The organism is Dryocola boscaweniae (genome assembly GCF_025215095.1).
GTDB classification, from domain to species: Bacteria; Pseudomonadota; Gammaproteobacteria; order Enterobacterales; family Enterobacteriaceae; genus Dryocola; species Dryocola boscaweniae.
In genome coordinates, this window is sequence record NZ_JALHAP010000079.1 from 171,269 (window position 1) to 189,781 (window position 18,513).

General features: G+C 52.9%; 16 protein-coding genes. 6 read left to right on the forward strand and 10 right to left on the reverse strand.

Annotated features, from left to right (window positions below; translation table 11 throughout):
• Window positions 1-2: 2 nt before the first annotated feature.
• The gene (locus tag MUA00_RS13290; RefSeq protein WP_271123515.1) at window positions 3-917 is read right to left on the reverse strand and encodes a carbohydrate ABC transporter permease; all 915 of its coding nucleotides are present in this window, start codon (window positions 915-917) and stop codon (window positions 3-5) included.
• Entirely contained in the window at window positions 910-1,800 is an 891-nt protein-coding gene (locus tag MUA00_RS13295) for a carbohydrate ABC transporter permease (protein ID WP_271123516.1), read from the reverse strand. The genes MUA00_RS13290 and MUA00_RS13295 overlap by 8 nt, the downstream gene beginning before the upstream one ends.
• Before the next feature lie 692 nt (window positions 1,801-2,492).
• Here MUA00_RS13295 and wzz(fepE) point away from each other — a divergent pair.
• Window positions 2,493-3,629 carry an LPS O-antigen length regulator Wzz(fepE) gene (gene wzz(fepE), locus MUA00_RS13300; protein ID WP_271123517.1) on the forward strand — a complete coding sequence of 379 codons (1,137 nt, stop codon included), beginning with the start codon at window positions 2,493-2,495 and terminating at the stop codon, window positions 3,627-3,629.
• Between the two features lie 54 nt (window positions 3,630-3,683).
• On the opposite strand, the gene MUA00_RS13305 is transcribed toward wzz(fepE), so the two are convergent.
• Window positions 3,684-4,007 (reverse strand): cupin domain-containing protein, encoded by a 324-nt coding sequence (locus tag MUA00_RS13305; RefSeq protein WP_271123518.1) that lies wholly within the window; start codon window positions 4,005-4,007, stop codon window positions 3,684-3,686.
• A 164-nt stretch (window positions 4,008-4,171) separates the two neighbouring features.
• On the opposite strand from MUA00_RS13305, the gene MUA00_RS13310 reads away from it, so the two are divergent.
• Both MUA00_RS13310 and MUA00_RS13315 read left to right on the forward strand, forming a co-directional pair.
• Complete coding sequence (locus tag MUA00_RS13310; protein ID WP_271123519.1) at window positions 4,172-4,870, forward strand: aspartate/glutamate racemase; 699 nt, start codon at window positions 4,172-4,174, stop codon at window positions 4,868-4,870.
• A 204-nt stretch (window positions 4,871-5,074) separates the two neighbouring features.
• On the forward strand, window positions 5,075-6,241 hold the full coding sequence (locus tag MUA00_RS13315; RefSeq protein WP_271123520.1) for an MFS transporter: 1,167 nt from the start codon (window positions 5,075-5,077) through the stop codon (window positions 6,239-6,241).
• Between the two features lies 1 nt (window position 6,242).
• Here MUA00_RS13315 and MUA00_RS13320 read toward each other — a convergent pair whose 3' ends face one another.
• Window positions 6,243-7,166 (reverse strand): LysR family transcriptional regulator, encoded by a 924-nt coding sequence (locus MUA00_RS13320; protein WP_271123521.1) that lies wholly within the window; start codon window positions 7,164-7,166, stop codon window positions 6,243-6,245.
• A gap of 169 nt (window positions 7,167-7,335) precedes the next feature.
• On the opposite strand from MUA00_RS13320, the gene lysA reads away from it, so the two are divergent.
• Window positions 7,336-8,598 (forward strand): diaminopimelate decarboxylase, encoded by a 1,263-nt coding sequence (gene lysA / locus MUA00_RS13325; protein ID WP_271123522.1) that lies wholly within the window; start codon window positions 7,336-7,338, stop codon window positions 8,596-8,598.
• Here lysA and MUA00_RS13330 read toward each other — a convergent pair.
• Window positions 8,590-9,621, reverse strand: a complete 1,032-nt coding sequence (locus MUA00_RS13330; RefSeq protein WP_271123523.1) for a LacI family DNA-binding transcriptional regulator — start codon at window positions 9,619-9,621, stop codon at window positions 8,590-8,592. The two genes, lysA and MUA00_RS13330, sit on opposite strands and share 9 nt — an antisense overlap.
• Before the next feature lie 171 nt (window positions 9,622-9,792).
• On the reverse strand, window positions 9,793-10,800 hold the full coding sequence (gene galR, locus MUA00_RS13335; protein WP_271123524.1) for an HTH-type transcriptional regulator GalR: 1,008 nt from the start codon (window positions 10,798-10,800) through the stop codon (window positions 9,793-9,795).
• 690 nt (window positions 10,801-11,490) lie between these two features.
• Here galR and aas point away from each other — a divergent pair.
• On the forward strand, window positions 11,491-13,641 hold the full coding sequence (gene aas, locus MUA00_RS13340; protein WP_271123525.1) for a bifunctional acyl-ACP--phospholipid O-acyltransferase/long-chain-fatty-acid--ACP ligase: 2,151 nt from the start codon (window positions 11,491-11,493) through the stop codon (window positions 13,639-13,641).
• Window positions 13,634-14,830, forward strand: coding sequence for a lysophospholipid transporter LplT (gene lplT / locus MUA00_RS13345; RefSeq protein ID WP_271123526.1), 1,197 nt, complete (start codon window positions 13,634-13,636; stop codon window positions 14,828-14,830). Before aas ends, lplT begins: the two co-directional genes overlap by 8 nt.
• Before the next feature lie 87 nt (window positions 14,831-14,917).
• Here the strand turns inward: lplT and MUA00_RS13350 are convergent, their stop codons facing one another.
• From MUA00_RS13350 to mutH, 4 genes are all read right to left on the reverse strand, one after another.
• Complete coding sequence (locus tag MUA00_RS13350) at window positions 14,918-15,958, reverse strand: NADP(H)-dependent aldo-keto reductase (protein WP_271123527.1); 1,041 nt, start codon at window positions 15,956-15,958, stop codon at window positions 14,918-14,920.
• Between the two features lie 144 nt (window positions 15,959-16,102).
• A complete protein-coding gene (locus MUA00_RS13355) occupies window positions 16,103-16,321 on the reverse strand; it encodes a YgdI/YgdR family lipoprotein (RefSeq protein ID WP_271123528.1) in 219 nt (72 codons plus the stop codon).
• A gap of 126 nt (window positions 16,322-16,447) precedes the next feature.
• A complete protein-coding gene (locus tag MUA00_RS13360) occupies window positions 16,448-17,161 on the reverse strand; it encodes a TerC family protein (RefSeq protein ID WP_271123529.1) in 714 nt (237 codons plus the stop codon).
• A 71-nt stretch (window positions 17,162-17,232) separates the two neighbouring features.
• Window positions 17,233-17,919: a DNA mismatch repair endonuclease MutH gene (gene mutH / locus MUA00_RS13365; protein WP_271123530.1), complete on the reverse strand. Its 687-nt coding sequence runs from the start codon at window positions 17,917-17,919 to the stop codon at window positions 17,233-17,235.
• Between the last annotated feature and the right edge of the window lie 594 nt (window positions 17,920-18,513).

Consider the following 18,513-nt stretch of genomic DNA (forward strand, 5'->3'; position numbering starts at 1 on the left):
ACTTAACCTTTAATTCCGCTGCTGGTCACGCCTTGTACGAAGTAGCGTTGAGCCAGGAAGAAGATGATGATCGACGGCAGAATGGAGATGCTCGCCATTGCCAGAATTTCGTTCCACGGTGCGCCTTCGGTGACGTCGATAGACATCTTGAGCGCCAGTGCAATCGGGTATTTATCCACGCTGTAGACGTAAATCAGCGGCCCGATAAAGTCGTTCATTGACCACATGAACTGGAACAGGGCGACGGAGATAATGGCCGGTTTGAGGATTGGCACCACCACGTACCACAGCACCTGGAAGGAGTTGCAGCCATCAATCTGGGCGGCTTCTTCCATATCGCGCGGCACGCCACGCAAGAACTGGATCAGCATGAAAACAAAGAACCCCTGGGTCGCGAATGCCAGCGGTAAATAGAGCGGCAGATAGCTGTTCAGCATGCCCATTTCACGGAACATCAGGTACTGAGGGATTAACAGCACGGTGCTTGGCAGCAACATGGTGGTAATCAGCGTGGCGAACCAAAACTTCTTAAACGGGATCTCAAAGCGGGCAAAGCCATAAGCCACAATCGTTGAAGAGATAATGGTTAAAATCACTTTCGGAATGACGTACTGGAACGTGTTCCACATGTAATGACCGAAGGTGTACTCGGTACCGGTTTTCCAGCCGTTGACGAAGCCGTCGCTGGTTGGATGCGCAGGCCACAGGCCGAGCGTGGTAAAGATTTCATGGTTCGGTTTAAAGGATGCCGAAAACATCCATACCAGCGGATAAAGCATCAGCAAACCGACCGCTAAAAGAATGACATAACGGATGACGCGGCTAATTTTTTCACGACGCAAAGTGCGCTGGACTTCCTGTTCAGCAAGGTCCGCAGCGTTGCTTGCCGGTAACTGGCTTTGTTGAATATCAGCCATTTTTGCCTCCCTTATCGGCAGAGTAGAACACCCAATATTTCGATGACTTAAAGGCGATGGAGGCAAAGACCGCCACGACCAGGAACAGAACCCACGCCAGCGCTGCGCCATAACCCATTTCGAAGTATTTGAACGCCGTGTCGTAGATATAAAGCGAGAAGAGGTAGGTATAGTGAGTCGGGCCGCCGCCGGTAATAATGTACGGCGCGGTAAACTCCTGGAACGCCTGAGTCGTTTGCATAATGAAGTTGAAGAAGATAACCGGCGTAATCAGCGGCACGGTGACTTTCGTGAACATTTGCCATTTGGACGCGCCGTCGATCATCGCCGCTTCGTACTGGGATTGCGGTACGTTTTGCAGCGCGGCGAGGAAGATAACCATGGCGGAGCCAAACTGCCATACGCGGAGCAAGGTTACGGACATCAGCGCCAGAGACGGCTCGCCCAGCCAGTTCACCGGGTCAAGACCGAACACGCCAATAAAGCTATTGAGCAGGCCGTCGATGGCGAACAGAGCGCGCCACAGCACGGCGATAGCCACGGAGCTGCCGAGAATAGAAGGGATGTAATAAGCAGTACGGAAGAAACCAATGCCGCGCAGCTTGAAGTTAAGAACAAATGCGATGCCAAGGGCAAAAGCAAGTTTTAGAGGGATGGTTAAAAACACGTACGCGAAAGTCACGCCCATGGATTTCCAGAACAGCGAATCCTCGGTCAACATGTAGCGATAGTTTTCAATACCGGTGAAAACCGGCGGGTTCATCAAGTCGTACTCAGTAAAACTGAGGAAGAAAGATGAAACAAACGGGAAGGCGGTAAAGACAAGAAGCCCTATTATATAGGGCGATATCCACGCCAGTCCCAACATCTTGTTTTCATTCATACATACCTACCTGGCATCCAATGGTTTAAAAAACAGTTGTTACAAATTCGTTGTGAAAACACATCGTTTCCTGTTCCCGGAAAACGCGGGTAATATTTCTGGCGCGCTACGCAACTTTTCGAGAATTAAATAACCCAGTTATTTCAATAACGTAAATAAATCTATGTCAGTTGTTACTCACGCTATTTCTTTGGGTTTCATTAACTAACAAACCGCGGTTCCTGATTTATAAAACAGCGTTTTAATTCATCTTATTACTATTTGTAACGGCGTCATTCAATAAATGATGGAAATGTGATCGGAGTCGAAACGCCGTTTCGATTATTTGAAGTGAGTGGGGATTTTGGCCCAAAACCAGGCAAATTCCTGAATATAGGAAAGTTCTAAAACTGCAAGAGATGGTAGTTGTTTTTAAGACAAATCTTGGGAATAATGGAGCCTCTCCTCAGGCACTTTTTAACCAACCGTAAGCATATGTAAGCGCGCTGGCAGTAGCGATTACCTTGTAAAAAGTGCCTTTCAGACAATGCTTTGCAATCAAAAGTGATATTCACAAGGAAAATGATGTGCTGCATATCCCTTGTTCATAAACGTCCCGTTATTGCTTGTTCTGAGGTTGTCGCACGAAAGCGTTTTTTCGTGTCCGGCATCTGGCGTAGATCATTTTTCCATCAACTTTTAAGCGGCCAGTTATGTCTTCTATCGAAGTAAAACCCAGTCAGTTAGAAAGCGCTTCTTCTTATAAAATGCTGTCCCCTGCGCGTGAAGAGATAGATTTACTGAATCTGTTGGCGACATTATTCGCCGCCAGAAAGCAAATTGTTGCCATCACGTTTGTCTTTATTCTGGCGGGCCTTGCGGCGAGTTTCCTGCTGCCCCAAAAGTGGACCAGCCAGGCGATTATCACCGCGCCTGAAAACGAGCAGATGATTGAGCTGCGCCGCGCGATGATCAATATGACGGTGCTTGGCGTGGGCGCGAAGGTTGAAGCGGGCACTATCTACAATATGTTTTTGAAAAAGTTCGATTCCCAGACGCTACGTGAGCAATTCCTCGCTCAGTCTCCTTACGTGCAGGCGCTGTTGAACAATCAGGAAGTTGATAACAGCGAGCTGCACCGAGCGATTATCAGCGTTTCGGAAAAATTCAAATCCCTCAACAACATAGACCTGAAAAAGACAGACAACGCGCCATACTCTTCCTGGACCCTGAGTTTTGTCGCGCCGGATGCGGGCGACGCCCAACAGGTGCTGGAAAATTACATTCAGTTTATTACCGCTGAGGTGAAAAAGGATGTGCTGCAGGATTTGAAAAATGCGGTTGAGCTAAAAATTGCCTTTGAGAAAGACAAGCTGCAGTTGGATCGCACGATGCTGGAAAATCAGCATAATATTAACGTGCAGCGTCTGGGCTACTCCTTGCAGGTGGCAAATGCTGCCGGGATAAAAAAACCCGTTTACAGCAACGGCCAGGCGGTGAAAGACGACCCTGATTATTCTGTCGCGCTGGGTGCCGATGGTTTAGCTGAAAAGCTCAAAATTGAGCAGTCCATTAAAGACGTCGCTGAGCTGAACGCATCAATGCAGAACCGTGAACATCTGCTTACCCAATTGGCCACTCTTAACGTTGGCGATGTGAACTTCACGCCGTATAAATATCAGATGCAGCCTTCATTGCCGGTGAAAAAAGATGGTCCGCGCAGGTCCTTAATTATCGTACTTGCGGCGTTTCTGGGTTTGATTGTTGCATCGGGTACGGTGCTGATGCGACATGCCATAGGTAGCCGCATGGAGATGGAAAATCCTCTGGAGATGGAAAAGATTATCTAAGGCCGGTTTATTCCTTATATAACGGCTCCTTTTGGAGCCGCTGTCGTTTGTAGCCTACTTCAGAAAATCTTCGCGAATTGGCGTGAAGGTATCCAGCAGCGTGCCGGCGGCCAGGCATACGCAGCCGTGCATCACGTGGGGCTCTTTATACAGCGTATCACCCGCTTTTACCGTGTGGACTTCATCGCCGATGGTGAACTCAAACTCGCCGGACAGTACGTAAGTCAACTGCTCGTGGGGATGATTGTGCATCGGACCCACAGCGCCCGTTTCGAAGTTAACTTGTACCGCCATCATTTGGCCGCCGTGCGCCAGAATGCGGCGGCTCACGCCTGCGCCGAGAGAGTCCAGGGTGGTGTCTTTAAAAAAGGTAAACATTCGCAGATCCTTATCTAAGTGAAACATTGTTTCATTTTTATAATCGTATCGCGAAAAAGATATTTGCGATAGCTCGCCGGTGATAATTGCTGCGGCGATCACGCTTTCATTGTTCGACAAACCTCTGCTATAACCGGGGAATAACGATGACAAGGTGACAAATAATGAAAACGATAGGCCTGATTGGCGGCATGAGCTGGGAATCTACTCTTCCTTATTATCGCCTGATAAATGAAGGCGTGAAGGCGCGTCTGGGCGGGCTGCACTCGGCGAAGATCCTCCTGCACAGCGTGGACTTCCATGAAATTGAAGCCTGCCAGTCCAGCGGGGAATGGGACAAAGCGGGCGAGATGCTGGCGGATGCGGCGCTGGGGCTACAAAAAGCGGGCGCGGAAGGCATTGTGCTGTGCACGAATACCATGCACAAAGTGGCGAACCACATTGAATCACGCTGCGGTTTGCCGTTTTTGCACATTGCAGATGCAACCGGCAGGGCGATTACCGCGCAGGGCGCAACCAGGGTGGCGCTGTTGGGCACGCGTTACACAATGGAGCAGGATTTTTATCGTGGTCGCCTGCACGCGGAATTCGGCATTGAATCACTGATCCCCAATGAGCCGCAGCGCCTGCGTATCAACCAGATTATTTTTGAAGAGCTGTGCCTGGGGAAAATCACCGCGGCATCCAGACGCTATTACCAGCAGGTTATCGAAGACCTTAAGCAGCAGGGCGCGCAGGGTGTGATTTTCGGCTGCACGGAGATAGGCCTGTTGCTGCGACAACAGGATTGCCCGCTGCCCGTGTTTGATACTGCTGCAATCCACGCCGAGGATGCGGTCAATTTCATGCTTGATGAACGATAATTTTTTCTCTGCTATTTCAAAGAATTAAGCGGCAAAAAACCTTATCCTCACGGCGCGTCGGGTCATCCCCGGCGCATTCTGTGTTATAAATTTGTTAAGCAGCGCACATATTTCAATAAGCTGCACCTCTGACATTCCCACAAATCTGGCGGCTGAGCCCATGCTCTCCCGCCTTTTGTCAAATTTGTACCCGGGAGTTATTCCATGCCTGTTTCCTTACTGGCGCTGGCGATGAGTGCCTTTGCCATCGGCACGACGGAGTTTGTCATTATGGGTCTGCTGCCCGATGTGGCCGGCGATCTTCATATTTCGATTCCTACCGCCGGCTGGCTCATCAGCGGCTACGCGCTCGGCGTGGCCATCGGTGCGCCGATCATGGCTCTGTTAACGGCCCGACTGCCGCGCAAGCTCTCGCTCGTGCTGTTGATGGTGATTTTTATCATCGGCAACCTGCTATGCGCCGTGGCTATCTCTTATAACTTCCTCATGCTGGCGCGTATTATCACCGCGCTTTGCCACGGGGCATTTTTCGGTATCGGCGCCGTGGTGGCGGCAAGCCTTGTCGCCCCGAATCGCAAAGCCTCGGCAGTTGCGCTGATGTTTACCGGCCTGACCCTTGCCAACGTGCTCGGCGTGCCGATTGGCACCTGGTTTGGGCAAATGTACGGCTGGCGCTCGACTTTTTGGGGCGTGGCGGCGATCGGCGTGATTGCATTTATTGCGCTGATTATCAGCCTGCCTTCGCAAAAAGATGAGACGCCCACGGATTTAAGGCGCGAAGTCAGCGCGCTGGGCAACGGCAAACTGTGGCTTTCTTTGTCGATGACGGTCTTCTTTGCCGCAGCAATGTTTGCGCTGTTTAGCTACGTGGCGCCAATGCTGTTGCAGGTAACCGGGATTACGCATCAGGGCGTGAGCTGGACGCTATTCCTGATGGGCGCGGGGCTTACGGTGGGGAATATTCTGGGCGGGCGTCTGGCCGACTGGAAAGTCTCTGTCAGCCTGATGCTGAGCTTTACGTTTATCGCCATTTTCTCGCTGCTGTTCCGCTGGACGAGCCACGGCATGTGGCTTGCTGAAATTACGCTGTTCTTGTGGTCGATGGCGGCGTTCGCTACCGTGCCGGCGCTGCAAATCAACGTGGTGCTGCACGGCAAAGATGCGCCAAATCTGGTTTCTACGCTCAATATCGCCGCCTTTAACGTGGGCAATGCACTGGGGGCGTGGGTGGGCGGTATGGTTATCGCGCGCGGTTATGGTTTAACCGCCGTGCCGGTGGCAGCCGCGGGCCTCGCGGTGATTGGGCTGATAATCTGCCTGATTAACTTCAGCAACGGCACCGGACATCACCAACCGGCGACCGAGCAGTAAATCAGGCGTCGAGCAGCGCATTTAGCGGGTCGCTATAAATATGCATGTTGTCATGCAGATGCTCGCTAAAGGCGCTGACCAGCGCGGAGGCGGGGCGGTGCAGGGGGCGAATCAGGCTCACGGTAAAAGGCACCGCCACGCTGAAACGCCGGGCGACTACGCCGCTTGAGGCGTAATCCAGCGCCGTAAGCGGATTGACTACCGAAACGCCCGCCCCCGCTCGTACCATCGCGCAAACCGAGGCCGCGCTGTGGGTTTCCACCACCATCCTGCGCTTAACATCGTGCTCCTGAAAGAGCGCATCAAGAAGCTGCCGATAGCTGTCGGTACGTGACAGGCTAATGTAATTTTCTCCGGCGAAATCCTGCGGCGTCAGCTTTGCTTTATGGGCCAGGCGGTGTCCGGCAGGCAACACGCAAACCTCATTTAAAGTCAGCAGCGTCTGGCGCTCCGTACCTGCGGGCGTGGAGATATTTTCCGTCAGCCCTAAATCGTGGCGTTGCGCTGAGAGCCACTCCTCAAGAAGCGGTGATTCCTGCGGCACAATATTCAGGCTCAGTTCCGGGTAGCGCGCCAGAAACGGCTGCACCAGCAGCGGCAGGAAAGACTGAGAGAAGACCGGCAGGCAGGCGATAGACAGCTCGCCCTGGCGGAATTCACGCAGGCTTTCCGCTGCGTTGACGATCCTGTCCAGCCCATACCATGAACGCTGCACTTCTTCAAAAAGCCGTAGCCCCTGAACGGTAGGATGCAGCCTCCCACGGCTGCGCTCAAAGAGTTGCAGACCAATGAGTTTTTCAAGGCGGGCCAGCTCACGGCTGACGGTGGGCTGCGAGGTATGTAGCAGGCCTGCCGCTTCGGTAAGGTTTCCGGCGGTCATCACGGCATGAAAAATTTCGATATGGCGCAGCGTTACGGATGGCATGGTTTTCGACTTTTATGGCGTTTTAACATTCGTATGGGCGGCTAAGCGAAACGCACCCGTCATGATACAAATGTATATCACAAGTGAATAGACTTGCGAGAAATCGATATTTTTTCTTCATCTTCGGCTGTGGCGTAATAAACAAAATAATTTATTGCCGGAGCTAACGATGCCACGCCCACTCAATACAACCGACACCGCGCTGAATGCGAAAAACCTGCTGGCGCTGCCTGCTGAATTTGGCTGCCCGGTGTGGGTTTATGACGCGGAAATTATCCGCCGGCAGATTGCCCAGTTGCGCCAGTTCGACGTGATTCGTTTTGCACAGAAAGCGTGCTCGAATATTCATATTCTGCGTCTGATGCGCGAGCAGGGCGTGAAGGTGGATTCGGTATCGCAGGGCGAAATTGAGCGTGCGCTCGCGGCGGGCTTCAACCCGCAGGAAAACCCGGACGATATCGTGTTTACCGCCGATATGATCGATGAAGCCACGCTACGGCTGGTGGCGGAGCAAAAAATACCGGTCAACGCAGGCTCGGTCGATATGCTGCAACAGCTCGGCGAAGTTTCTCCAGGACACCGCGTCTGGCTGCGCGTAAATCCGGGCTTTGGACACGGTCACAGCCAGAAAACCAATACCGGCGGTGAAAACAGCAAACACGGCATCTGGCATGCCGATCTGCCGCAGGCGCTGGAGATGATTCAACGCTACAACCTGCATCTGGTCGGCATTCATATGCATATCGGCTCGGGCGTGGATTATGGCCATCTGGAGCGCGTTTGCGGGGCGATGGTGCAGCAGGTTATCGACTTTGGGCAGGATCTGGAGGCCATTTCCGCAGGCGGCGGTTTATCTGTTCCTTATCGAGAAGGCGAAGAGACTATTGATACCAGCCACTATTTTGGCCTGTGGAGCGCGGCTCGCGACAAAATCGCCCGGCGTCTTGGTCATGCGGTAAAACTTGAAATTGAACCGGGGCGTTTTCTGGTGGCGGAATCTGGCGTGCTGGTAGCCCAGGTGCGTTCCGTAAAAGACATGGGATCGCGCCACTTCGTGTTGATCGACGCCGGTTTTAACGATCTGATGCGCCCGTCTATGTACGGCAGCTATCACCACATTTCAGCCATGGCCTGCGACGGGCGCGACTTATCCACGCAGCCGCCGATCGATACCGTCGTTGCCGGGCCACTGTGTGAATCAGGGGATGTCTTTACCCAGCAGGAAGGCGGCAAAGTGGAAACTCGCGCGCTCCCGCCGGTTAAAGTCGGTGATTATCTGGTGCTGCATGATACGGGAGCATACGGCGCGTCTATGTCTTCAAATTACAATAGCCGCCCGCTGTTACCGGAAGTGCTGTTTGATAACGGGGCCGCGCGTTTGATTCGTCGCCGTCAGACTATTCAGGAACTGCTCGCGCTGGAACTACTTTGAGGGTTTGCGCCCGCTGCGGAAATAAGGGCCGGGCGCAACGGATTCACGCAGCACCAGCGTACCGACAAATGGCGGGATCGGTTCAAGATCTTCGCCGTTTGCCAGTTTGATTGCCTGGTCGATGGCGGTAGTTATCATATTATCAATCGGCAAATAGACGGTGGACAACGCAGGCTGGAGCCACTGCGCGCTTGGCGCATCGTCAAAACCAAACAGCGAAACGTCCTGCGGAATACGCATACCCGCCTGGTGCAGGGCTTTTGAGGCGCCCAGCGCCATATCGTCGTTACAGGCAAACAGCGCGGTAAAAGGCACATGGCTTTCCAGCAACTCCTGGCAAAGTTGATGGCCTACCGTCATGGTGGAATCGCCGTTTTTTACGCGTTCTTCATTAAAGCGAATGCCGTGCTTTTGCAAAGCCTTGCGGTAGCCCATCAAACGGGCCTGCCCGGTTGGAGTGGAAATCGGCACCGTGATACAGGCTATTTCGCGATGGCCCTGCTGAATTAAATATTCGGTAGCCTGAAATGCCGCATCCTGCTGTTCGAAGAATACGCAGCGTTCCCGCGCCTGGGTTACATCGCGGTTAATCACCACCAGCGGTACCCGAATGGAACCCATCAAGGATATTAACGCCCGTTCAGACATAAAGCGGGTATACAGCACGATGGCGTCGCAATGTCTGTCGACCAGCATTTGTACCGCATCTAACTCTTTTTGCGGGGTGTCGTGCCCGTCGGTGACGATTAGCTGCTTGCCATGGGCTTCGGTCTGGCGGGAAGCCTGCTGTAGCAGGCGGCCAAAGTAGAATCCGTCAAAGGTTGAAACCACTAATCCCACGCTGTTACTGCTGCGGTTGGCAAGCGAACGCGCCAGGAAATTAGGGCGGTACCCTAACTCCTCCATAGCCTTAAAGACCTGTTCGCGGGTGCTTTCTTTCACCTGCCCGGTGCCGTTCAACACGCGAGATACCGTTGCTTTTGAAACGCCTGCGCGTAGCGAGACATCCAGCATTGTTACCATCGATTCATTCCTGATTAAGTCTTCCGTCGCGATACCGCAGTTTTCATCGCAGTCTAACACAGGTGCCAGAAGGGTAAGATCCGGCATACCGCTTCGCCATGTAAATTGTCATACGAGGATCACGCTTTTAGACAATGAATGATGAAAAGCCAGTGCAATACCCAACGTCGGCTACTCACCACTTGGCGCAACTACCGAATGACGGCGCACGAGCGTAGGGCTAAAAATGTGTGTGGTTTCGGGCAGCGGACGGTTTTCCGCAAGCGCCATCGCAAGCTCGGCGGCCTGGGTCGCCATGGTAATTATTGGGTAACGAACGGTAGTGAGACGCGGGCGCACATAGCGTGAAATCAGCACATCATCAAAGCCAATCAGCGAGATCTCTTTCGGTACGTCGATGCCGTTGTCGTTCAGAACGCCCATTGCCCCTGCAGCCATCGAGTCGTTATAACAGGCGACGGCAGAAAAATGTTTTCCGCGCCCAAGCAGCTCGGTCATGGCCTGTTCGCCGCCGCTTTCATCCGGCTCGCCAAAGGTCACCAGACGATCGTTAACCGGAATACCGTGCTCTTTTAGCGCGTCGTAATAACCTTGCAGGCGATCTTCGGCATCGGAAATCGTGTGGTTGGAGCACAGGTAGCCAATTTTTGTATGGCCCTGCTGAATCAAATGACGGGTGGCAAGCCAGGCGCCATAGCGGTCATCCAGCGCCACGCAGCGCTGTTCAAAGCCGGGCAGGGTACGATTAATAAGCACCATGCCTGGCATCTGTTTCATTAAGGAAATCAGTTCGCTGTCAGGAATTTTTTTGGCATGTACCACCAGGGCGGCGCAGCGGTGGCGAATCAGTTGTTCGATGGCCTGGCGCTCTTTTTGTTCGTTGTGATACCCGTTGCCAATCAGCAGAAAGTTGCCGGTGCGATAGGCCACTTGCTCAACGGCTTTCACCATGGCGCCAAAGAAGGGGTCGGAGACATCGCCCACAATCAGGCCAATCGTTTCGGTTGTCTGTTGGGCTAATGCGCGGGCATTGGCGTTGGGATGGTAGTTAAGCTCTTCCATCGCGCAGGTCACCGCCTGACGTGAAGCGTCGCTGGCTTTTGGCGAGTCGTTAATCACACGGGACACCGTGGCGACAGAAACACCTGCAAGCCGAGCTACATCCTTAATTGTCGCCATAAGTCACATTCCGGTTGGGTAAACGTTTACACAAACTTAAGTGTTACGGAAAAGCCCTGCCACTTCAAGGGGACAAGTGTCACTGCGCTCGCAAACCTGAGCAAAATGCCTCGCAAAAGAGTCCCATTGTTACATGTCCTGGGCGGTCGAAATTCAGACGCAGCGGCAGAATTGAGCATGTTGCGGATTTTTAATAATTTCCGGCAAAATTTTTGCTTACAGTTTGCAGTGCGCTGTTGCGATTTCCATATGGCGTAAGCGGCTGAGCCGCTGCTACATTTGTGATCCCAGAGGTATTGATAGGTGGTGTCGGCGCCTGATGCTGACCACAAGAATTACACCAACCTGCGCGGATGCGCAGGTTTTTTTTTGCCTCACGATCCTCACCTGTAACAAGAAGCGAGAATTTAAACACCTGGTTGCACTTCCGCTCATTCCTTTTCGTTTTCTCGCTGGTTAGGCCTGTCATCCTGCGCCACAATTCAGATCCCAGAGGTATTGATTGGTGAGAATTCTTCGTACGCTGTGTGTACAATTCTTCTTGCACCGACCTGCGCAGATGCGCAGGTTTTTTTTTGCTTTTTTTCAGAGTTTGTATGCTTGCCTGGACTCGCTCCTTCAAAGCTAGTCGTGTACTCTTCAGCCACTACACTTAAGTGTCTGTGCCGATTAACGACAAAGGGAGTTGATATGCTGTTAGGTTTCTTCCGTGCGCTGTTTCGCATGCTTTTTCGGGTGCGTTTGTCTGGCGATACGAATGCCCTCAATCTGCCGCGCGTGCTGATTGTTCCCAACCATGTCTCCTTTATCGATGGCATTCTGCTGGCGCTGTTTTTGCCGATTCGCCCGGTTTTTGCCGTCTACTCTTCCGTTAGCCAGCAGTGGTACATGCGTTGGCTGAAATCTATTATCGATTTTGTGCCGGTTGATCCGACAAAGCCGATGTCGATTAAACATCTGGTGCGCCTGGTAGAGCAAGGCCGCCCGGTAGTTATCTTCCCGGAAGGGCGAATCTCGGTTACCGGCTCGCTGATGAAAATCTACGAAGGCGCGGGGTTTGTGGCCGCTAAAGCAAACGCCACGGTGATCCCGCTGCGCATTAACGGTGCGGAGCTGACCTTCTTTAGCCGCCTGAAAGGCCTGGTCAAACAGCGCCTGTTCCCACGCATCACCCTGCACATTCTGCCGCCGACCTCCGTTCCAATGCCGGATGCGCCGCGGGCCCGCGACCGCCGCAAGATGGCGGGTGAAATGCTGCATCAGATTATGATGGAAGCGCGCATGGCGGTACGCCCGCGTGAAACGCTGTATGAAGCTTTGCTCGCCGCGTGCTACCGCTATGGTTCACGTAAAAACTGCATTGAAGACATTAATTTCAAGCCGGACACTTACCGTGCGCTGCTGACCAAAACGCTGTTTGTCGGGCGGATCCTCAATAAATACAGCAAAGCGGGCGAAACCATCGGCCTGATGTTGCCCAACGCGGCTATCAGCGCGGCGGTGATTTTTGGCGCATCGTCCCGCGGCCGTATCCCGGCGATGATGAACTACACGGCGGGCATAAAAGGGCTGACCAGCGCTATAACCGCCGCGCAAATCAAAACGGTATTTACCTCGCGCCAGTTCCTCGACAAAGGCAAGCTGTGGCATTTGCCAGAGCAGCTTACTCAGGTGCGCTGGGTCTTCCTGGAAGATCTTAAAGGAGAGGTCACTGCCGCCGATAAACTGTGGATCTTCGCCCATCTGTTTGTGCCGCATCTGGCACAGGTAAAACAGAAGCCGGAAGATGCCGCGATGGTGCTGTTTACCTCAGGTTCCGAGGGCAATCCAAAAGGCGTGGTGCACAGCCATAAAAGCCTGCTGGCGAACGTCGAACAGATTCGTACCATTGCGGACTTTACCGCTAATGACCGCTTTATGTCGGCGCTGCCGTTGTTCCACTCCTTCGGCCTGACCGTCGGCCTGTTTACCCCGCTGCTGACCGGGGCGGAAGTGTTCCTTTATCCAAGCCCGCTGCACTACCGCGTAGTGCCTGAGCTGGTTTATGACCGCAACTGCACGGTGCTGTTTGGCACTTCAACGTTCCTCGGTAATTACGCGCGTTTCGCGAATCCTTATGACTTTTTCCGCCTGCGTTATGTTGTTGCGGGAGCCGAAAAACTCCAGGAAAGCACTAAACAGCTTTGGCAGGACAAATTCGGCCTGCGCATTCTGGAAGGCTACGGCGTAACTGAATGCGCGCCGGTGGTATCAATTAACGTTCCGATGGCCGCGAAACCGGGCACCGTTGGGCGCATTCTGCCTGCTATGGACGCTCGCCTGATGGCCGTGCCCGGCATTGAAGAAGGGGGCCGCCTGCAGTTAAAAGGGCCGAACATCATGAACGGCTATCTGCGCGTGGAAAATCCGGGTGTCCTTGAAGTACCCACGGCGGAAAATGCGTTGGGTGAAATGGAAAAAGGCTGGTACGACACCGGCGATATCGTGAAATTTGACGATCAGGGCTTCTGCATTATTCAGGGGCGCGCTAAACGCTTTGCCAAAATCGCAGGCGAAATGGTGTCGCTTGAGATGGTGGAACAAGTGGCGCTGGGCGTGTCGCCGGACAAAATGCACGCAACCGTTATTAAGAACGATGCGGCAAAAGGCGAGGCGCTGGTGATGTTCACCACCGACAGCGAACTGAACCGTGAAAAACTAATGCGCTATGCCCGGGAACATGGCGTGCCTGAGCTGGCCGTACCGCGCGATATCCGCTTCCTTAAACAGTTGCCGGTGCTGGGCAGCGGTAAACCGGACTTTGTTACCCTGAAGGCGCAACTGGAGGCAGAGGATGCATGAGAATGCGCTAAACGATGCCTCTTTGTGGTCACGAGGAATGAAAGCGGTCACGGCGGCGCAGTTCCTGTCCGCCTTTGGCGATAATGCTTTGCTGTTCGCGACGCTTGCGGTGCTCAAGCAGCAGTTTTATCCGGACTGGAGCCAGCCGGTGCTGCAAATGGTATTTGTCGGCGCATACATTCTCTTTGCTCCGTTCGTTGGGCAAGTTGCGGACAGCTTCGCAAAAGGGCGAGTGATGATGTTTGCTAACAGTCTGAAGCTTGTGGGCGCGGGAGTTATCTGCCTGGGGCTGAACCCCTTTGTGGGCTATACGCTGGTGGGAATTGGCGCGGCAGCTTACTCGCCGGCGAAATACGGCATTCTTGGCGAATTAACTACCGGCGATCGTCTGGTAAAAGCCAACGGCATCATGGAATCTTCAACCATCGCCGCGATTTTATTGGGATCGATGGCGGGCGGCGTGCTGGCCGACTGGCATATTCTGGCTGCGCTGGGCGTTTGCGTGCTGGTTTATGCGGGAGCGGTGGTAGCCAATATGTTTATTCCAAAACTCGCTCCGGCCCGTCCCGGTCAGTCATGGCGCTTTATGCCGTTGACCCGTAGTTTCTTCACCGCCTGCCGCACGTTATGGCGCAACGGCGAAACGCGTTTTTCTCTCGTTGGCACAAGCCTGTTCTGGGGCGCGGGCGTGACGCTTCGTTTTCTGCTGGTGCTATGGGTGCCTGTTGCACTGGGGATAACGGATAACGCTACGCCAACTTACCTGAACGCCATGGTTGCGGTCGGCATTGTGGTTGGTGCGGGGGCTGCGGCGAAGCTGGTAACGCTTGAAACCGTGGCGCGCTGCATGCCTGCCGGGGTTTTGATCGGTATTGGCGTGCTGTTCTTCGCGATGCAACACGCGTTGCTGCCATCTTACGTATTGCTGATGCTGATTGGGGTGCTTGGCGGTTTCTTTGTGGTGCCGCTCAATGCGCTGTTGCAGGAGCGCGGGAAGCGCACCGTAGGGGCCGGTAATGCGATTGCGGTGCAAAACCTCGGCGAAAATACCGCGATGCTGCTGATGCTCGGCCTGTACTCGCTGGCGGTAAAAACCGGCGCGCCGATTGTCGGCATTGGCATCGGCTTTGGCGTAGTGTTTGCGCTGGCGATTAGCGCCCTGTGGGTCTGGCAAATACGGCAGAAATGAGAACTCAATGGCGCATGCGCTTATCCGCCCTACAAATTCAATGATAAGTAGGGCAGATAAGCGAAACGCCGTCCGCCAATAATGGCCTTAAGGAGCAGGATAGGTATAAACGCGATGTACCGCTTCGAGTTCTTCAACCACCTCTTCGCTTAGGTTCAGATGCAGGCTTTCAAGGTTTGTTTTCAACTGTTCCAGCGTCGTTGCGCCCAGCAGCGTGCTGGCGACAAACGGCTGACGGCGCACAAACGCCAGGGCCATTTGCGCCGGGTCCAGGCTATGGCGTTTCGCCACGTCCACATAGGCGGCAACCGCCTGTTGCGTTTGTTCGCCGCTATAGCGAGTAAAGCGGCTAAACAGCGTATTACGCGCACCGGCAGGTTTGGCGCCGTTAAGGTATTTTCCCGTTAGCGTGCCAAAAGCCAGGCAGGAATAGGCAAGCAGTTCAACGCCTTCGCGCTGGGTTATTTCCGCAAGTCCCACTTCAAAGCTGCGGTTCACCAGGCTGTACGGGTTCTGAATAGTGACAATGCGCGGCAAATCGTGCTTTTCCGCCAGTTGCAGATAGCGCATCACGCCCCACGGCGTTTCGTTCGATACGCCGATATAGCGAATTTTTCCTGCGCGTTGAAACTCCGCCAGGGCTTCCAGCGTTTCCAGCAGCGTGACGGGAACCGCGTTATCCGTCCAGGTATAACCCAGTTTGCCGAAGCAGTTGGTCGCTCGCTGCGGCCAGTGTACCTGGTAAAGATCGAGATAATCCGTTTGCAAACGCTTCAGGCTTGCATCCAGCGCGTCACGAATATTCCTTCGATCGAGTATTTGGTTCGGGCGGATCCCTGCATCGTTGTTGCGGCTTGGTCCGCTAACTTTGGACGCGATAACCAGCTTGTCACGGTTGCCGCGCTGTTTGAGCCAGTTGCCTACGTAGCTTTCTGTTAAGCCTTGCGTTTCCGGGCGCGGCGGCACCGGATACATTTCCGCGACGTCAATCAGGTTAACGCCCTGGCTTACGGCGTAATCGAGCTGCTCATGGGCGTCGGCTTCGCTGTTTTGCTCACCAAAAGTCATGGTTCCTAAGCCCAGCGTGCTTATTTCAAGAGAGCTATGGGGGATACGGTGATAATGCATAACCGGCTTCCTTATTCTTCTGGCAGACCACATCAGGCAAGCGCCCGACAAAAAAGGACTATTAACATGGCAGAGGGAAAGCAAAAGCGAAAGAGGGGGAGGTAAGAAAAGTATTCAGGCCAGCGAGGCGCTGACCTTCAGGGTTTAACGTTCAATAATTTGTGAAACGTCGTCGCGGTTGATTTGCATCTCGTTGCCCTGCTGGTCGCGATAGCTCACCAGCCCGGTTTCATCATCAATTTGCGGCTTGCCATCGGTAAGAATCATGCGGCCATCTTTGGTTGCCATCACGTAATCGCTGCTACAGCCAGAAACGGCGCATGCCAGCCCGATAGCGGAAATTACAACTGCCCATTTTTTCATCGTTATTCGCCTCGTCAGGAATGAAATGACATACATAGTTTAGTAATAACTTTATAAAGGCGAGAGGATAAGCGGGGAATTCTTAAAATAAATCAGGGGAAAGCATTAAAGCCTTCCCCTTGCGGATTAGAGCGGATTTTTTTTGTTGCGGATAAGGTTGAGGCTTTCCACTGCGATTGAGAAGAACATCGCAAAATAGATGTAACCCTTCGGCACATGAATATCGAAGCTTTCGAGAATTAACGTAAAGCCGACCAGCAGCAGGAAGGCCAGAGCGAGCATTTTCACCGATGGATGGCGGTCAACGAAATCGCCAATCGAGCGTGCGGCAAACATCATTACCCCAACGGCAATAATCACGGCGGCCATCATGATAAACAGATGGTCGGACAGGCCGACGGCGGTGATCACCGAATCGAGGCTGAAAATAATATCCAGCAGCATGATTTGTACGATGGCGCCAAAGAAAGAGTGGACGTTGGTTTTCAGCCCTTCTTCTTCGCCTTCGATGGATTCGTGAATCTCCTTACTGGCTTTCCAGATAAGGAACAGACCTCCAAACAGCAGAATTAAATCTCGTGCCGAAATTTCGTTGTCCATGACCGTAAACAGCGGCGTCGTTAAGCGAATAACCCACGCAATGGAGGCCAGCAGCGCCAGGCGCATTAACATTGCAGCGCCTAAACCAAGACGACGCGCTTTTTGCTGCTGCTCTTTCGGGAGCTTCGCAACGACCAGAGAAAGAAAAATAATATTGTCGATACCCAGTACGATTTCCAGAATCGTCAGCGTGCCTAACGCCATCCACGCATTGGGGTCGGAGATCCATGCAAACATCAAAAAAGTCCTGCCAAAAAATGAAAACGCTAATTATAAGCGCGTGCCGGAAAGGGAGTACAAATTAATTGATGCTACAGATGGAAATGACGCGCCAGCAGCCGAGCGGTGAAGTTTTTTTTCAGATAAAAACCCCGGGGCAGCGTAAGGATCCGCTCGCCGTTTGTGCCTATGGCTTCGGTGAGCGCTTTGCTGTTGGCCGCTTTCGGGCGCAGTTGCAGCACCTCGCCGTGACGCGCGGTAATACGTTCTACCTGGCCGAGCACGATCAAATCCATTAATTCTTCCCAGTCGAGCCTTAGCTGACGTTCCTCTTCTTCTGACGGCTCCCACAACAGCGGCGCGCCAACGCGGCGCTCGGCAAGGGGGATTTGTCGCTCGCCTTCTACCGGGATCCACAATACCCGTTTCAGTTTGTGACGCACGTGGCTGGTTTCCCACACCACGCCCGTATTGCCGGTGAGGGGCGCGACGCAGACAAAAGTCGTTTCCAGCGGGCGACCCTGTTGATCTATCGGGATCGTTTTTAGCTCAATGCCCAGGGCGGCGAAGTCTTGTTCTGGTTTACTCCCGGCGCTCGCGCCAAGCCACAGCTCCAGCAGAATGCCGATCCAGCCTTTATCGCGTTTCAGGTCGGGAGGAATAGCAAGGCCCGCAAGGGCCGCCAGTTCTCCGAGCGTATAACCCGCGAGGCGCTGAGCCTGGCCCAGCAAAATCTGTTCATTTTCTGGTGGATGAAGCAAGGGTTGTAATAGGTGCATAACGCATAGCTGCCATGTGGTTAAAAAATGACCGTGGTTTACCCACAGAGTTGAAATAGTTTAACGTGCCGGGGTCATGAATATCAATTACATGATTTTTAATACTTTTTTTAGTGGATATACGCATATTGAACGAGGTGAAAAAATCTTTTCCAATTCTGGTCACTGGCAATGAACAGGATCTTACACCGGGTTATCCACAGAAAAATGGGATAACTGAGGAAAACCAACACTACTGGTTCCATTTACAGCCTTGACTGAGGGGCAAAACACATTTTTTCGACGAATAGCGCCTAACTTGTTGGCACAATCTGTGGATAAAAACATCATTGTTCGATCTTTCATCAGCTAACGATCCTTATGTGTGATATACATCACGCTATGAAAGTTTTAAACAGCTTTTTTATTGGTATATATATGAATTATAATTATTTTTCCTCTTGGTGAGATTGTTCTTGTTTTGAGTTGTAAGAAGTTGTCCCGAGAGTATCGGCTAGTTTTTCACAGTTATATCCACAGAAAAAGTGAATAAAATCGCGAGGTATTCGCCGTGTCTGTTTATAACTCCGGTTAAATTTGTGAGTTATTCAAATG

Excerpts from the sequence above, each read along its gene's own strand:
- MUA00_RS13290 (WP_271123515.1), bottom strand. The coding sequence starts at position 917 with ATGGCTGATATTCAACAAAGCCAGTTACCGGCAAGCAACGCTGCGGAC.
- MUA00_RS13295 (WP_271123516.1), bottom strand. The coding sequence starts at position 1,800 with ATGAATGAAAACAAGATGTTGGGACTGGCGTGGATATCGCCCTATATA.
- MUA00_RS13305 (WP_271123518.1), bottom strand. The coding sequence starts at position 4,007 with ATGTTTACCTTTTTTAAAGACACCACCCTGGACTCTCTCGGCGCAGGC.
- MUA00_RS13310 (WP_271123519.1), top strand. The coding sequence starts at position 4,172 with ATGAAAACGATAGGCCTGATTGGCGGCATGAGCTGGGAATCTACTCTT.
- MUA00_RS13315 (WP_271123520.1), top strand. The coding sequence starts at position 5,075 with ATGCCTGTTTCCTTACTGGCGCTGGCGATGAGTGCCTTTGCCATCGGC.
- MUA00_RS13320 (WP_271123521.1), bottom strand. The coding sequence starts at position 7,166 with ATGCCATCCGTAACGCTGCGCCATATCGAAATTTTTCATGCCGTGATG.
- lysA (WP_271123522.1), top strand. The coding sequence starts at position 7,336 with ATGCCACGCCCACTCAATACAACCGACACCGCGCTGAATGCGAAAAAC.
- MUA00_RS13330 (WP_271123523.1), bottom strand. The coding sequence starts at position 9,621 with ATGGTAACAATGCTGGATGTCTCGCTACGCGCAGGCGTTTCAAAAGCA.
- galR (WP_271123524.1), bottom strand. The coding sequence starts at position 10,800 with ATGGCGACAATTAAGGATGTAGCTCGGCTTGCAGGTGTTTCTGTCGCC.
- aas (WP_271123525.1), top strand. The coding sequence starts at position 11,491 with ATGCTGTTAGGTTTCTTCCGTGCGCTGTTTCGCATGCTTTTTCGGGTG.
- lplT (WP_271123526.1), top strand. The coding sequence starts at position 13,634 with ATGCATGAGAATGCGCTAAACGATGCCTCTTTGTGGTCACGAGGAATG.
- MUA00_RS13350 (WP_271123527.1), bottom strand. The coding sequence starts at position 15,958 with ATGCATTATCACCGTATCCCCCATAGCTCTCTTGAAATAAGCACGCTG.
- MUA00_RS13355 (WP_271123528.1), bottom strand. The coding sequence starts at position 16,321 with ATGAAAAAATGGGCAGTTGTAATTTCCGCTATCGGGCTGGCATGCGCC.
- mutH (WP_271123530.1), bottom strand. The coding sequence starts at position 17,919 with ATGCACCTATTACAACCCTTGCTTCATCCACCAGAAAATGAACAGATT.